This window comes from Flexivirga sp. G2, assembly GCF_055397625.1.
Window position 1 is genome coordinate 978,463 of sequence record NZ_AP039675.1, and the last position, 14,311, is coordinate 992,773.

12 protein-coding genes are annotated in these 14,311 nt (G+C 67.1%); 9 read left to right on the forward strand and 3 right to left on the reverse strand.

Annotated features, from left to right (window positions below):
* Nucleotides 1-101: 101 nt before the first annotated feature.
* The 4 genes from ACZ50J_RS04885 to menC all read left to right on the forward strand — a co-directional run bounded on the left by ACZ50J_RS04885 (nucleotide 102) and on the right by menC (nucleotide 4,879).
* Entirely contained in the window at nucleotides 102-1,691 is a 1,590-nt protein-coding gene (locus ACZ50J_RS04885; RefSeq protein WP_464300147.1) for a PucR family transcriptional regulator, read from the forward strand.
* 107 nt (nucleotides 1,692-1,798) lie between these two features.
* Nucleotides 1,799-2,959 carry a M20 family metallopeptidase gene (locus tag ACZ50J_RS04890; protein ID WP_464300148.1) on the forward strand — a complete coding sequence of 387 codons (1,161 nt, stop codon included), beginning with the start codon at nucleotides 1,799-1,801 and terminating at the stop codon, nucleotides 2,957-2,959.
* Complete coding sequence (locus ACZ50J_RS04895; RefSeq protein ID WP_464300149.1) at nucleotides 2,946-3,779, forward strand: hypothetical protein; 834 nt, start codon at nucleotides 2,946-2,948, stop codon at nucleotides 3,777-3,779. Before ACZ50J_RS04890 ends, ACZ50J_RS04895 begins: the two co-directional genes overlap by 14 nt.
* Nucleotides 3,776-4,879, forward strand: coding sequence for an o-succinylbenzoate synthase (gene menC / locus ACZ50J_RS04900; RefSeq protein WP_464300150.1), 1,104 nt, complete (start codon nucleotides 3,776-3,778; stop codon nucleotides 4,877-4,879). The genes ACZ50J_RS04895 and menC overlap by 4 nt, the downstream gene beginning before the upstream one ends.
* Nucleotides 4,880-4,894: 15 nt before the next feature.
* On the opposite strand, the gene ACZ50J_RS04905 is transcribed toward menC, so the two are convergent.
* Nucleotides 4,895-6,448, reverse strand: coding sequence for a serine hydrolase domain-containing protein (locus ACZ50J_RS04905; protein ID WP_464300151.1), 1,554 nt, complete (start codon nucleotides 6,446-6,448; stop codon nucleotides 4,895-4,897).
* A gap of 257 nt (nucleotides 6,449-6,705) precedes the next feature.
* Between ACZ50J_RS04905 and ACZ50J_RS04910 the strand changes: the two genes are divergently transcribed.
* From ACZ50J_RS04910 to ACZ50J_RS04930, 5 genes are read left to right on the forward strand one after another with little or no spacing between them, the layout of a single operon-like run.
* Entirely contained in the window at nucleotides 6,706-8,259 is a 1,554-nt protein-coding gene (locus ACZ50J_RS04910; RefSeq protein ID WP_464300152.1) for an ABC transporter substrate-binding protein, read from the forward strand.
* 30 nt (nucleotides 8,260-8,289) lie between these two features.
* Entirely contained in the window at nucleotides 8,290-9,225 is a 936-nt protein-coding gene (locus tag ACZ50J_RS04915; protein ID WP_464300153.1) for an ABC transporter permease, read from the forward strand.
* Nucleotides 9,222-10,115: an ABC transporter permease gene (locus tag ACZ50J_RS04920; RefSeq protein WP_464300154.1), complete on the forward strand. Its 894-nt coding sequence runs from the start codon at nucleotides 9,222-9,224 to the stop codon at nucleotides 10,113-10,115. Before ACZ50J_RS04915 ends, ACZ50J_RS04920 begins: the two co-directional genes overlap by 4 nt.
* 8 nt (nucleotides 10,116-10,123) lie before the next feature.
* Nucleotides 10,124-11,155, forward strand: a complete 1,032-nt coding sequence (locus ACZ50J_RS04925; RefSeq protein ID WP_464300155.1) for an ABC transporter ATP-binding protein — start codon at nucleotides 10,124-10,126, stop codon at nucleotides 11,153-11,155.
* The gene (locus ACZ50J_RS04930) at nucleotides 11,152-11,967 is read left to right on the forward strand and encodes an ABC transporter ATP-binding protein (RefSeq protein ID WP_464300156.1); all 816 of its coding nucleotides are present in this window, start codon (nucleotides 11,152-11,154) and stop codon (nucleotides 11,965-11,967) included. Before ACZ50J_RS04925 ends, ACZ50J_RS04930 begins: the two co-directional genes overlap by 4 nt.
* On the opposite strand, the gene ACZ50J_RS04935 is transcribed toward ACZ50J_RS04930, so the two are convergent.
* Both ACZ50J_RS04935 and ACZ50J_RS04940 read right to left on the reverse strand, forming a co-directional pair.
* Nucleotides 11,956-13,281 carry an ABC1 kinase family protein gene (locus tag ACZ50J_RS04935; protein WP_464300157.1) on the reverse strand — a complete coding sequence of 442 codons (1,326 nt, stop codon included), beginning with the start codon at nucleotides 13,279-13,281 and terminating at the stop codon, nucleotides 11,956-11,958. The genes ACZ50J_RS04930 and ACZ50J_RS04935 overlap by 12 nt on opposite strands.
* Complete coding sequence (locus ACZ50J_RS04940) at nucleotides 13,278-14,132, reverse strand: TOMM precursor leader peptide-binding protein (protein ID WP_464300158.1); 855 nt, start codon at nucleotides 14,130-14,132, stop codon at nucleotides 13,278-13,280. Before ACZ50J_RS04940 ends, ACZ50J_RS04935 begins: the two co-directional genes overlap by 4 nt.
* Nucleotides 14,133-14,311 lie beyond the last annotated feature (179 nt).

Consider the following 14,311-nt stretch of genomic DNA (forward strand, 5'->3'; position numbering starts at 1 on the left):
CGGGACACCACATTGTCCGCCGGCCGCCGCGACGCCCGATCTTGCAGAACACCCGATCCTGCACGTCCGAATGGGCCGGCCCGTTCCCGGGAGGGCCGTCGATGTCTGACCACACCACGCTCGGCACCATCGTTGAGCGATTGGGGCTGACCCTGCTCACGACGCACGCCGGGGCGCTCGATCGCGAGAGGCACACCTCCGGCGTCGTGCTGTTCGATCCCACTGATCCACCGGAGATTCCGGAGGATGCGATCGTGCTCGGCATCGGGGTGCAGGGTCCTGACGCGGTGGAGGCGTTGTTGCAACGGTTGGCCGAGGACCACGCGGCCGCCCTGGTGGTACGTGAGCCGGTCACCGTGACCGAACGGATCACCGAGCAGGTGCGAGATGGCGGCGTGGTCCTGCTCGGTCTCGTTCGAGGAGCCTCCTGGATCCAGATCGCCGGCATCCTCGACAGCAGACGACACGACGGTATCGATGCCATGACGCCCGCGCACGATGGTCTGGACCTGTTCGAGGTGGCGAATGCTTTGTCCGATCTGTTGAGTGCACCTGTGACGGTCGAAGACATCGGATCGCACATCCTTGCCTTCTCCGCGGACCAGGGCGATGCCGACGAGGCGCGCAAGGCAAGCGTGCTCGGACAGCAGGTGCCCCGCCGCTACAACGACCGGCTGATCGAACGCGGGGCCTTCCGCCGCCTCTACGCCTCGAACGAACCCATCTACATCGGGTCGATCGGCGACGGGATTCGACCGCGATCGGCGGTTCGGATCTGCGCCGGCGACGAGGTCCTCGGATCGATCTGGGCCGTGGTCGACAATCCGTTGTCGGATCAACGGGCGGCGGCCATGCGGGAGGCGGCCAGCACTGCGGCGATCGCGATGTTGCGGAATCGGCTGGCGGCCGATGCTTCCAGCCGGTGGCGGGCGGCGGCCGTGGGCGCCCTGATCGAGGGCGGGACGGCCGCTCAACAGGCGGTGGCCAAGATGCGGCATACGGTGACCGGTGGCTGCGTGATCGCTGTCGGTGTGCGGGACGAGACAGCCGATGACGCTGCCACGTCGGCGGAGTTGGAACGGCTCGCCGGGGCGTTGCGTATGTTGCTGCATTCGGAGATCCCGGATGCACTGGCCGCTGCGGTCGACGACACCGTGTACGCCGTGGTGCCGGCGGACGAACAGCGGCCCGTCGATCTGGGACAAGTGCGTCGCCTCGCGGGGGAGTTCTCCCGCCGGGCGGGACGGGACTGCGATCGCGTGGTCGTCGGGATCGGCACGATCGCCGGGTCGGTCGCAGCGCTGGACGGGTCGCGTCGGGATGCCGACCTCGCGTTGCGCGTGCTGCGGTCCACGCCGGACTCCCCGGACCGCGTCGTACTCGCGCAGGATGTGCAGGTGCAGGGTCTGCTGATGCGACTGACGGATCTGATGAGTCGAGAGGGGAGCACACTCTCCGGGCCGATCGCCGCGCTGCGCACGTATGACGAGCGGCACCAGTCCGCCCTCGAGGAGACGTTGCGTGCCTGGCTCGATCATTTCGGTGATGTCGGCACTGCCGCGACGGCACTGCATGTCCACAAGAACACCTTCCGCTACCGGCTGAGCCGGGTCGTCGACCTCACCGGGGTGGACCTGACCGATCCAGAGGTCAGGTTCCGACTCATGCTCCAGTTCCGGCTGACCGCCTGACCGCCCGTCGGGCGAGAGGGTCCGCTTCGTTCGAGCGGACAACCGCTGCTGCGAAGTTCGTCTGTTCGCATGAGGAATGCCGTCGCCGCATGTTCGATGCTGACCGAGTGACCGAGACGCACACGGCCCGACCGGACCGGCTCCCCGAGATGCTGCACGACGTCCGCGAATTGGTCGAGTGCGAGTCACCGTCCGTCGATCAGGCTGCGATCGCCAGGAGTGCGGATCTCGTCGCACGGATCGGCCGGGAACGGCTCGGAGCCGAGGCCGACCGCATCGCGATCGAGGGCTGCAGTCACCTGCGCTGGCGGTTCGGCCGCCGACCGGCTCGTGTCGTGCTGCTGGCGCACCATGACACGGTCTGGCCGCAGGGCACCCTCGAGAGAATCCCGTTCGCCATACAGTCGGGAGTGCTGCGCGGGCCAGGGTGCTTCGACATGAAGACCGGCCTCGTGCAGGCCTTCCATGCGTTGGCCGGGCTGCTTGCTGATGGCGAATCCATCGATGGCACAACGCTTCTCGTCACCGGTGACGAAGAGATCGGTTCGCCGACCTCCCGGTCGCTGATCGAGGAGGAAGCAGCCGGTTGTGTCGCTGCACTGGTGCTCGAGGCGTCGGGGCCGGGCGGTGCGCTCAAGGTGGGTCGCAAGGGCGTCTCGTTGTATGACGTCGAGGTGACCGGTCGCGCGGCGCACGCCGGACTCGAGCCGGAGGCAGGCGTCAATGCCGCGGTCGAGATCGCCCACCAGGTTCATGCGGTGCTGGCACTGGGCGACACGGACCGGGGGACGACCGTCACGCCGACCGTGCTCCGGGCGGGTACGACGACCAACACAGTGCCCGCACATGCCGCGCTCTCCGTTGACGCGCGGATGTGGACCGACTCGGAACAGCAGCGGGTGGACCGTGCGATGCGCGGCCTCACCGCGCAGGTGCCGACGGCCGGCATCGAGGTGCGTGGGGGACCGAACAGGCCCCCATTGCAACGGGATTCGTCGACGAGGTTGGCGCGGATCGCGCAGGACCTGGCACCCACCGTCGGGATCGACCAGTTGTCGACCATGTCCGTCGGCGGTGCGTCGGACGGCAACTTCACCGCGGGCATCGGCGTCCCCACCCTGGACGGGCTCGGTGCCGTGGGCGACGGGGCGCACGCCGAGCACGAACACGTTCTGGTCGAGCACATCGTGCCGAGAACCGAGTTGCTCGCGGCCCTGATCCGCCGTCTGTTGCACGGGGAGAGCCGGGAAGCCGATGTCATCCAGTAGTGCGGCGGTGGATGCGGCGCGCCGCGTTGCAGTCGCGCACGCCCGGGCCGGCCAGGTCGACATACGTCGGCTCTATGTGGACGAGACCCCGGATGCGTGCGAATTACTCACGGAGATATGGGCGTCCGGCAGCGGGCGCCCACCCATCGAGGCGAGTCTGCTGATCGCCCTGCTGCACGCCGACAACTACGTCGCGGGCGCGTTCGCGCAACAGGAGCTCGTCGGGGTCTGCGTCGGCTTCTGCACCCCGCCGATGCAGTCCGGACTTCACTCGCACATCGCCGGAGTGCGCCCGTCGAACTCCGGGCACGGGATCGGCACGGCGCTCAAGCTGCATCAACGGGCGTGGGCGTTGCGTCGTGGGCTCGCCGCGATCTCCTGGACCTACGACCCGCTGGTGGCGCGCAACGCCTATTTCAACCTCGGGCGGCTCGGCGCAGCTGCTGTCGACTACATCCCGGATTTCTACGGCGAGATGACTGACGGCCTCAACGAGGGCCAGCGCAGCGACCGGATGGTCGTGCACTGGGATCTCACGCGCTGGCCGCCGACCGAACCGGCCGACAACGGCGAGGTGCGACCGGTCCTGGAGGTCGGGCGCGCCCGCGAACCCGTGTTCGTGGAGCTGCCGGCGGAAGCGGTGGCGTGTCGGCTCGCCATACCCGATGACATCGCGGCGTTGCGGTCGCACGACCCTGAGCTCGCCGACCGATGGCGGCACGCGACGGGGGACGCGTTCACCGAACTGCTCCAGCAGGGCTGGGGCGTCACTGGATTCGACCCGGCAGGGTTCTACCTACTCACGAAGGCTCCCGGATGAAGATCTCTCGACTCACCGTGCACACCGTCCGCATGCCGCTGGTCGCTCCGTTCACGACCTCGTTCTCGACCCAGACCGAACGCACCGTGCTCGTCCTCGAACTCGAGGCGGAGGTCGCGGGCACCTCGGTCACGGGCTGGGCGGAGTGTGTAGCGCTCGCGGCGCCGGACTATTCGAGCGAGTATGTCGCGGCCGTCGTCGACGTCCTGACCCGCTTCCTCCTGCCGCGGTTGCGGGACGAGGTAACCGCGGAGACGGTGGCGGATTCGCTTGCTCCGGTCGTCGGACATCGGATGGCCAAGGCGGCGCTCGAGATGGCGGTGCTGGATGCCCAACTGCGAGCATCCGGAACAAGCTTCGCGCGATATCTCGGTGTCACCCGGACCCATGTGCCGTGTGGTGTCTCGGTCGGCATCCACGACACGGTGAGCGAACTGCTCGACGCGGTCGGCGGATATCTCGACGACGGCTATCGGCGTATCAAACTCAAGATCCGGCCCGGCTGGGATGTCGAACCGGTCCGCGCGGTTCGGGCACAGTTCGGGTCGATCCCACTGCAGGTCGATGCGAATGCGGCATACACCCTCTCCGACGCGGCCCACCTGCGAGCACTCGACGAGTTCGACCTGCTGCTGATCGAGCAGCCACTGGCCGAGGACGACCTCTACCAGCACTCCCGGCTCAGCCGGATGATGCGCACGCCGATGTGCCTCGACGAATCGGTCGTCTCCGCGGAGTCCGCGGCCAGTGCCATCGCACTCGGCGCCACCGCGATCATCAACATCAAACCTGGCCGAGTCGGTGGCTATCTCGAAGCACGCCGGATCCACGATCTCGCCCGTGCTCACGGCGTGGGGGTCTGGTGCGGTGGGATGCTCGAGACCGGGATCGGTCGCGCCGCCAACGTCGCCCTGGCAGCGCTCCCCGGGTTCACGCTCGTCGGTGATGTTTCGGCGTCGAATCGCTTCTACCGGGAGGATCTCACCACGCCGATCGAGATGGTCAACGGTCACATCGCGGTGCCTGAGGGCCCCGGCCTGTGCACGCCACCGGAGGTCGAGCAGCTCGAACGGTTCCGGGTGGAGCGGCTCGTCTGCTGAGCAGGCTCGGCCGCGTCAGTCGATCTCGACACTCACCTTCCAGAGCGGCGTGAGGGCACTGTCACCCAGGTTGGCCCGCCGCGGCGAGATGTCCACCGGCGCCGCCGCCCGCGGCCGGCCCGCGGGCACGGCACGGATCACGAACTCCTGGATCTGCGCCGGCTCCACCGGCGTCAGGTGGATCATGCAGAGCAGCTCGCCACCCTCGCCAGGAATCGACCAGGTGACATCGGCGGCGGTCGCGGCCGAGACGACCGCCGCACCCGGACGCGGCGCGGCGAGGGGTCCGACCTCCGCGACGAGCCGGTCGATCTCCGCGCGCCGTTCTGTCAGCGAGCGATCGAAGTCGATGTTCGGGGCGAATATCTCCGCCGCCAGGTCGTCGTTCCAGTCGCGTACCAGTCGCTCGGTAGCATCTCGCAATTGCGTTGTCTCCGGCCACAATCGGATGGTTTCGGCGGGGGTGTCGTCATACGACAGAAGCCGGCCGAGAGCTGTCGAGCACAGCGTGCCGGCGCTGCCACGATGACTGTTGGTGAGCGCGACGATGCCCTGTCCGGAGTTGGGGTGCCAGCACATGTAGAGACTGAATCCGGGCAGCCCACCGCCATGGCCGACGATGGTCCCGTGCCGGAGGTCGACGTCGATGCGCAGCCCGAGCCCGTAGCCGGCCATCGACGGCCGGAGTTCGCCGTCCGGTCCCAGGGACAGGGACGGGGTGTCCAGGATGTGCAGCCGCTGCATCTCCCGTCGTGAGGAGCGCCGCAGGATCGGGGTGTCGTTGTCGTCCGGGGCGCGGAACGCGGCACCCAACCACGTGACCCAGCGGGACAGGTCCGAAATCGTGCTCATGATGCCGCCGGCTGCTGCGAACGCCACGGATGCCACGGAGGGGTAGCCGACCCAGGCGCCTTCGGCGTCCAGGTGGTAGCCGGTGGCGCGACTGATGTCGGCAGGGGCGGCGTTGTCGAAGCAGGTGGAGGTCAGCCCGAGAGGCGTGAAGATCTCGGCGCGGACGAAGTCCTCGATCCGGGCGCCGACGGCCTTGCCGACCGCGAGTCCGGCGAGTGTGTAGCCGAGATTCGAATACTCGTAGACCGCTCCGGGGACATGGCTGTACCGCAGTCCCTTGCTGATGTGATCGAGCAGCACGTCCTCGGACGCGTCGATGAACGGGTCGACCCACGAGTTGTCCTCGGTCAGCCCGCCCGACATCGACAAGAGCATGCCGAGGGTCGGGGGTTCGCAGGGATCCTCGAACGTTCCGGACGCGACGAACTGCGGGAAGTATGTCGTGACCGGATCGTCCAGGGAGAGCAGTCCGCGGTCCCGCGCGATCAGCGCCGCGCAGGCGATGAAGCTCTTGGACATCGAAGCGATGGGGAAAACGGTGTCGGCGTCCGGCACGAGTCCCTCATCGGTCACCACGCCGAACCCGGCAGCATGTCGCAGCCCGGACGGGCCGGTGATGCCGTACGCGAGTCCCTTGTACATGCCCGCCGCGACATGCTGCGCGAAGAAGGCGTCGAGCCCTGTCTCGAGCGGGATCCGGATCGTCTCGTTCGACATCTCGACCGGGTGCTCCTTCGTATCGGGGATGGCGCGCGGGCGCAGTCGCCGGCGCGGGCATCCCGAAGCTAGTGGCTGAAGGGCTGTCGAAAACCGTTCAACCGCACCAAGTTCGCGCCGAACTTTCGTGCTGATGACCAGCCCGGCTGCACGAGATCCGCACCTACTCTGGCTCCTGCCCGACGCAGCTGAGTGAGTGCGGAAACGCAGCTCTCGTCTCGGCGCACCTCATGATTCCCTGACAGGAGCGGACCTTCATGACACGCAGGAAGACCCTGAACAGCGTGGTGGTCGTGGCGGCTGCCGCATCCTTGGCAGCGTGCTCGTCCGGGTCGTCCGGTGGTGGCAGTGCCGGGAAACCGACGACCGGCGGGAATCTGGTGATGGCCCGGGCGGATGAGGCGACCAGCCTGCTGCCGTCGGTACCCACGGACAACGCCTCGATCTGGATCATCGAGGAGATCTACGACACGCTGACGGTGCCGGCCCAGAACGGCAAGGGGGTGCAGCCCTCCCTGGCGACCTCGTGGAAGCAGTCAGCGGACAAGCTCAGCTGGACCTTCCACATGCGCAAGGACGCGAAGTTCACCAACGGGCAGCCGGTGACCTCGGCAGACGTGAAGTTCTCGATCGAGCAGAACCAGAAGAAGGATGCTCCGTTCTCGTTCATCGACTCGATCATCACCAAGATGGACACGCCGGATGCCCACACCGTCGTCTTCCACACCGACACACCGTGGGCGCCGCTTCCCGCGGACCTGGCGCTCTACGCGAACTCGATCGTGCCGAAGAACTACGGCGGCAAGTCGGCGCAGGCGTTCGCCGCCCACCCGGTGGGTTCGGGGCCGTTCACGTTCCAGAGCTGGACGAAGGGAAGCAGTCTCAAGATCGTCAAGAACGCCGGCTACTGGCGCAAGGACACTCCCCGTCTCGACTCGGTGAACTTCACGGTCGTCCCGGACAGCAACACCCGAGGCACTCAGCTGAGCAGTGGGCAGATCCAGATCAACGAGTACCCACCGAGTTCCAGCATCGCCACCTTGCAGAAGCAGCCCACGCTGAAGGTGAGCACGTTCCCCTCCAGCGAGGTCGACTACCTGGGGATGAACACCAAGCACGCACCACTGAACGACATCAATGTGCGTAAGGCGATCCGGCTCGCGATCGACAAGGAAGCCATCCTGAAGGCGGTCTACAACGGTCACGGCACCATCGCGGGCTCCTACCTGTCACCGACCAGCTGGGCGCACAACTCGTCGATCAAACCGACCGCCTTCGACCTGAAGGCAGCCAAGGCAGCGCTGGCGAAGTCGAGCAAACCCAACGGGTTCACCACGACGATCACCATCGCGTCCGGGTCGCAGGGAGCCTCGAGCGAGGCGCAGCTGGTGCAGAGCAACCTCGCCAAGATCGGCATCAAGGTGAAGATCAAGACCCTCGACCCGTCCGCGATCGTGACGGCGAAGCACGCTGGGAACTACGACATGGCGTTCGGTCTCTACACGACCGACATCGTCGACCCGGACGAGATCGCTCGATTCGCAGGCACTTTCAGCGGTGGCGTGCACACGGTCTACACGTGGTTCCAGAACGCGCAGATGGACAAGCTCGCTGCGTCGGCCAGCAGTGCCTCGGACCAGGCGACGCGCAAGAAGGCCTACGACCAGATGCAGGAGATCATCAACGAGAACGTGCCGTACATCCCGCTGTTCTACGTGCCCGGCATCTACTCCTACTCCAGCAAGGTCGGCGGCTTCAAGCCCGGCGCGACCGGGAACTACTTCCTCGAGAAGGCGTGGCTGTCCAAGTAGTGCCCCGTAGCCGAGCGAAAGGAGTGTTCTGTGTTGCGGTGGCTCGTGCGGCGCTTGTTGCTCGCCATACCCGTCGTGTGGGGAGTCGTCACGATCTCCTTCATCCTGATGCACCTGGCGCCGGGTGACCCGGCGCGAACAGCGTTGGGGGAGAAGGCGGATGCCGCCTCGGTCGCCGCCCTGCGGCACCAATGGGGTCTGGACCAGAGCCTGCCGATGCAGTACCTGTCGTATCTCGGGCAATTGGCCCGGGGCGATCTCGGCACGTCGTTCTACTACCACTCCTCGATCACCTCGCTGATGGCGCAACGGCTGCCGGTGACCTTGATCCTGATCGTGCTCAGCGCGATCCTCGCGGCGCTCATCTCCGTCCCGCTCGCATCCCGCAGCGCGACCAAGCCCAATGGATGGGCCGCCTTCGCGGTCCGCATCTTCAACGCCGTGATGCAGGGTTCGCCGACCTTCTTCATCGGCAGCATGCTCATCCTGTTCCTCGGCGTCCGGGTGGCGATCTTCCCGGCCGGCGGCTATCCGAGCGGAATCGGTCACCGGGCGTGGGCGCTGGTGCTGCCCGCCTTCACGATCGCGTTGAGCATCGTTCCCCTGCTCGTGCGGGGTCTGCGCGCCGCCATGATCGAGTCGTACGGCAGTGAGTACGTCACCTTCGCACAATCAAAAGGCTTGGGAACCGGCCCGATTCGCCGACGTTATGTCTTGCGGAACGCTGCGATATCCGGCGTCAGCATCCTCGGCATACAGGTCGGTGCATTGGCCAGCGGAGCCCTGGTGATCGAGCAGGTGTTCGCCATACCCGGCATGGGGTCGATGCTGATGACCGGCATCCTCAACAGGGACTATGCGCTGGTTCAGGCCTGCACGCTGGTGTTCGGGCTGTTGGTCGTCGTCGTGTACCTCGTCACCGACCTCGTGTACGCGCGGCTCGATCCGAGAGCGAGGTTGTCATGACGACGAGTGAGACCACAGTGGCGGTGACTCCACCGGTCGCCGAGCCGCCCGGCCGAGCTGCCGGGTGGGCTCCCGGCTGGATGCGGCGGCACAACCTGCAGCTCTGGATCGGCGGTCTGATGCTCGGGCTGCTCGTGATCGCAGCTGTTTTCGCGCCATTGATCACCCAACACAGTCCGACCGAACCTGACGCGCTGCATGCACTCCTCGGGCCGTCCGGGAGTCACTGGTTCGGCACCGACAACCTCGGTCGGGATGTCTTCTCCCGCGTCGTGTACGGCGCTCGCAGCGACCTGACGATCGCCGTGGTCGCAGTCATTGCGCCGTTCCTCATCGGCGTCGTATTCGGAATAGTCTCAGGCTATTTCGGCGGTTGGGTCGACACGATCATGATGCGACTGGCCGACATCGTGACCGCGTTTCCGTTCTTCATCCTGGTCATCGCACTCGTCTTCGTGCTGGGCAACGGGGCATGGAGCATCTTCGTGGCCATCACTTGCGTTTCCTGGGTGGCATACGCCCGACTGGTCCGCGGCGAGGCGATGGTGCTGCGCAACAAGGAATTCGTGTCCGCCTGCGAGGCGGGCGGCATCTCGACAACCCGGATCCTGTGGCGGCACATCGCTCCGAACGTCGCGACCCAGGCGATCGTCTACGCGATGAGCGACATCGTGATGAACGTCGGAGTCATCGTGACGCTGAGCTATTTCGGTCTCGGCATCGTGCCGCCCACGCCCGACTGGGGATCGATGATGTCCGACGGTCAGCAGTTCCTCGCCGGCGGCTACTACGGCGTGACCCTGTTCCCGGCCGGAGCGGTGATCTGGACGAGCCTCGCGCTGTCCTTCATCGGTGACGGTCTTGCCCATGCCCTGCGGGTCGAGCGATGAGGAGCACCATGGACGACAGCGGTTCGCTGCTGACGATGGATGACCTGACCGTCAGCCTGCAGGTGGGCGGGGCGGAACACACGGTGCTGGAGCACGTTTCGTTCGCGCTGCGACCCGGCGAGGCACGCGGTCTGGTCGGTGAGTCGGGCTCGGGCAAGAGCCTGACGCTGCGGGCGATCCTCGGGCTGTTGCCGCCGAACGCGACCGTCGTCTCCGGCCGGATGGAGTTCGACGGCCAGACCTTCGACCTGTCCCAACGCTCGAAGAAGGCTCGCCAACAGCTGAAACGCATTCGTGGCGCCGGAATCTCGATGATTTTCCAGGAACCGTCCGTTGCCCTGAACCCGGTGATCCCGGTGGGCGAGCAGATCGTGGACGCAGTGATGCGCCGGGACCGGATGCGTCGTGCTGACGCGCGCGATTACGCCATACACCTGATGAAGCTGGTGGGCATCCATGACGCCGAGCACACCGTCGACGCCTACGCTTTCGAGCTGTCCGGCGGTCTGAAGCAGCGGGTCATGATCGCGGCGGCCGTCGCGGGCAAGCCCAAGCTGATCCTCTGCGACGAACCCACGACAGCGCTCGACGTGACCGTCCAGCAGCAGATCCTCAGCCTCTTCACCCATCTGCGGGACGAGCTCGGCGCAGGAGTGCTCTACGTGACGCACGATCTCGCCGTCGTCGCGCAGTTGTGTGACTCGGTCACGGTGCTCTACTCGGGGAACGTCATGGAGGCGTCGGGTGACCTGCGTGCCGTGTTCGAGCGGCCCGCTCATCCCTACACCGAGGCACTGTTGCGATCGACGCCGGACGTGGATCGGATTGGCAGACGGCTGTATTCGATCCCCGGCACTGCGCCCGCGCTGGGTGACCGACCCGCGGGTTGTCCGTTCGCGCCCCGCTGTGAGTACCGCGGCGACGACTGCGCGGAGGCGCGGGTGCCGGACACCTCCGAGATCGTGGGACGCGAGCTGCACTGCCTCCACCCGGTCGGGCAGGACGCCTCGTCGGTCCAGCTCGCCAAGGAGGGCCGATGACCGAAGATCCGCAGCTGCGTTGCTCGGACGTCGTGGTGACGTTCCGGCAGAAGCAGACCCGCACCATCGTGCAGGCGGTGAAATCTGCTTCGTTGGATGTCGATGCCGGCGAAATCGTAGGACTGGTAGGGGAATCCGGATCCGGAAAGTCGACGCTGGCACGGGCGGTGGTCGGTCTGCAGGCGATCGATTCCGGCACCATCACCTTCGAGGGTAAGGCGTTCGGCGCGCGGCGGAGCCGGGCGGACCGGCGCGGCATACAGATGGTCTTTCAGGATCCGTACGGCTCACTCGACCCGCGTATGACGGTTCGCGGCACCCTGGCCGAGATGCTCCATCGCCATACCGAATTGCGCGGCGGTGCGATCGAGAAGCGGTGCGGCGAACTCATGGAGATGGTCCGGCTGCCGACGTCGCTGCTCGGCTCGCGTCCCGCCGGGATGTCCGGCGGCCAACGGCAACGCATCGCGATCGCCCGAGCGCTGTCCATCGAGCCGCGGCTGTTGGTCGCGGACGAACCCGTTGCGGCGCTTGATGTTTCGGTCCAGGCAGGGATCGTCAACCTGCTGTCCGACCTGCGCGACGAGGTCGGCCTGTCCATCCTGTTCATCTCGCACGACCTGTCGATAGTGCGGACACTGTGCGACCGCGTGAACGTCATCTACCGAGGTGAGATCGTGGAGGAGCAGGTGTGTGCCGACCTCTTCACGGATCCGCGAGCCGACTACACCAAGACCCTGCTCGCGGCGATACCGAGGCTCGGCGGTCCACGGACCGAGGGGTTCCGCGACGGCCGATCGCTATCGCGTTAGCGGCGGCAGGTCGGCGCCGGGGACCCATCGATCAAAGATCGCGCGGGCGGGCACGTTGCCGCCGATCTGGCAGAGCACCGCGATCCCGCCGAGCCACGCGCGGTGGATCATCACGTAACTCGGCGGCAGGTTGAGTCGGAGACCGACCGTGAACGTGGTGTTGCGGGGATCGTTCAGGAAGTTGAAGATGCCGCGCAACCAGTCGCGGTCGAAGCGGAAATCGTTGCTGCGCAACGGTTTCAGGAACACGCCGAGGTAGTCGAGGACGTCCTGGGCGTCGACGTCGATCGAACGCTTCACGAACCCTTCGTCCCGCAGCCCGTCCAGCAACGCCACCTCGTCGTTGCGCAACGCGGCCGTGATGAGTTCGCCCATCGCGGTCGGCAGGCCATCCGGCAGCCGGTTGACCGCGCCGAAGTCGAGGACCCCGAGTCGCCCGTCCGGCAGCAGACGGAAGTTGCCCGGGTGCGGATCGGCGTGCAGCAGCCCGGCGCGTTCGGGGCCGCTCACCAGGAACTCGAAGTAGCGCGCGGCAGCCAGGTCCCGCTCGTCCTGCGTGCCCGACTCGATGATCTTGGAGAGCGGGACCCCGTCGATCCAGTCGCTCACGATGACCTGCTCGGTCGCGAAGACGACGCCGGGAAGCAGGTAGTGCGGGTCGTCGGCATACGCCTCGGCGAACTGCTCGTGCATGGCGGCTTCGAGGCTGTAGTCGGTCTCCTCGGCCATTCGCCCCTTCAGCTCACGCAGGATCGGCGCGACGTCGAGCCCCGGCACCCAGCTGGTGCTCATCCGGGCGACCCGGGACAGCTGGTTGAGGTCGGACATCAACGCTTCGGCGGCCCCGGGGTACTGCACCTTCACGGCCACTTCGCGGCCGTCCCGCCATACGGCGTGGTGCACCTGGCCGATCGAGGCCGCGGCGCGTGGGGTGTCCTCGAACTCCGCGAACTTCGACCGCCACCGCACACCCAGCTGGTCGGCCAGCACCCCGTGCAGCGAGTCGGTCGACATCGCCGGCGCGGTGTCCTGCAGCTTCGTCAACGTCGCGCGGTATGGCGCCGCCAGCTCCTCCGGCAACGCGGCCTCGAACATCGACAGCGACTGTCCGAACTTCATCGCGCCGCCCTTGAGCCCGCCCAGGACCCTGAACAGCTGTTCCGCGGTCTGTGCCTGCAGTTCGGCGGTGACCGCCTGTGCCGGGCGGCCACCGACCCGCTTGCCCAGTCCGACCGCAGCACGTGCGCCGATGCCGAGGGGCAGCGTCGCCAACCGCGCGGCGCGCGTCACGGACTTCCGGGGCAGATCACTCATGCCTCCATTGTCACTCGTGCTTCCGCGCCGCCGCAGCAGGCCGGGTGCCGAGTCCACAGGTGGTGGTTCACCCGTGGTTGCGGACGCTCGAGGGAGAGGCCGACGCCGGTGGGCAACGGCTGGTTCTCCAACAGCCCACGGGCGATCAGTGTGGCGAGCGCGGCGGCCGCCACACGCAACTCGGGCAGTGCGTCGAGCTCGTCGATGTCGGAGCGCACTGCACGGGATGCCAGCCACGGCGCCCAGCCCGCGTCGCGCGCACCGCGGTGCAGATCCAGACAGGTCAGACACGGGCCGGCGCCCGGCCGGACCAGCGGTCCGACGCTGAGCCGCCCGCTCGACACCACGACGGGCAGCTGTGGCACGCCGCGACCGTGCCACGGGCGCCCCGCGAATGCCGTGACCGCGTCGACCGCCGGCAGGATCACCAGATCGGGAGTGTGTATGGCGGGATCGAACTCCGGCGCGAGCAGCGCCTCGGGCTCGGTGATGACCCGGCCCACGACGGGGGAGAGAGCGCGGCAGATCTCGTCCGGCAGCGGGCCCTCACCGAGCACGACGACCTGCCCGGTGACGTCGTCGAGCGGTGTCAACAGCGCCGCCGCCTGCTCGATGAAGTCCAGCACCTGCGGCCAGCGGGCCGAAGGAGCGGTCCGGCAGTCGCCATGACCGGGTCCCCGCAGTGCGGCGGTGAGACCGATGGCCGCGGTGATCTCGGCATCGCTGAGGCCATTGAGGATCAGCGCACCCGGACCCGGGCCCGTCACGAGCACCGCGTCGTTGCCTCGTCGACGTACCGCAAGCTCCGGCGGCAGCTCGGCGTGTTCGACGGCCTCGGCTCCAGCGACCATGACACGTCCTTCCTTCGACGTCGGGGTCGGCGAAAGCAGTCACCGTGTCACTGGACGACCGTCCTGCGCAGAAGTTGTCCACAGGGTCGGCCCTGAGGGTGGGATCAGTGGAAAGCCGCGGACGGCGCGTGTCTCGTCGGCCGCCCAATGGTCGCCAATGTCGGCACCATCGCTTAGGT

What these genes read in the sequence shown, in the direction of transcription:
- menC (WP_464300150.1), top strand. Translation starts at nt 3,776, where the DNA reads ATGAAGATCTCTCGACTCACCGTGCACACCGTCCGCATGCCGCTGGTC.
- ACZ50J_RS04920 (WP_464300154.1), top strand. Translation starts at nt 9,222, where the DNA reads ATGACGACGAGTGAGACCACAGTGGCGGTGACTCCACCGGTCGCCGAG.
- ACZ50J_RS04895 (WP_464300149.1), top strand. Translation starts at nt 2,946, where the DNA reads ATGTCATCCAGTAGTGCGGCGGTGGATGCGGCGCGCCGCGTTGCAGTC.
- ACZ50J_RS04930 (WP_464300156.1), top strand. Translation starts at nt 11,152, where the DNA reads ATGACCGAAGATCCGCAGCTGCGTTGCTCGGACGTCGTGGTGACGTTC.
- ACZ50J_RS04940 (WP_464300158.1), bottom strand. Translation starts at nt 14,132, where the DNA reads ATGGTCGCTGGAGCCGAGGCCGTCGAACACGCCGAGCTGCCGCCGGAG.
- ACZ50J_RS04925 (WP_464300155.1), top strand. Translation starts at nt 10,124, where the DNA reads ATGGACGACAGCGGTTCGCTGCTGACGATGGATGACCTGACCGTCAGC.
- ACZ50J_RS04935 (WP_464300157.1), bottom strand. Translation starts at nt 13,281, where the DNA reads ATGAGTGATCTGCCCCGGAAGTCCGTGACGCGCGCCGCGCGGTTGGCG.
- ACZ50J_RS04905 (WP_464300151.1), bottom strand. Translation starts at nt 6,448, where the DNA reads ATGTCGAACGAGACGATCCGGATCCCGCTCGAGACAGGGCTCGACGCC.
- ACZ50J_RS04885 (WP_464300147.1), top strand. Translation starts at nt 102, where the DNA reads ATGTCTGACCACACCACGCTCGGCACCATCGTTGAGCGATTGGGGCTG.
- ACZ50J_RS04910 (WP_464300152.1), top strand. Translation starts at nt 6,706, where the DNA reads ATGACACGCAGGAAGACCCTGAACAGCGTGGTGGTCGTGGCGGCTGCC.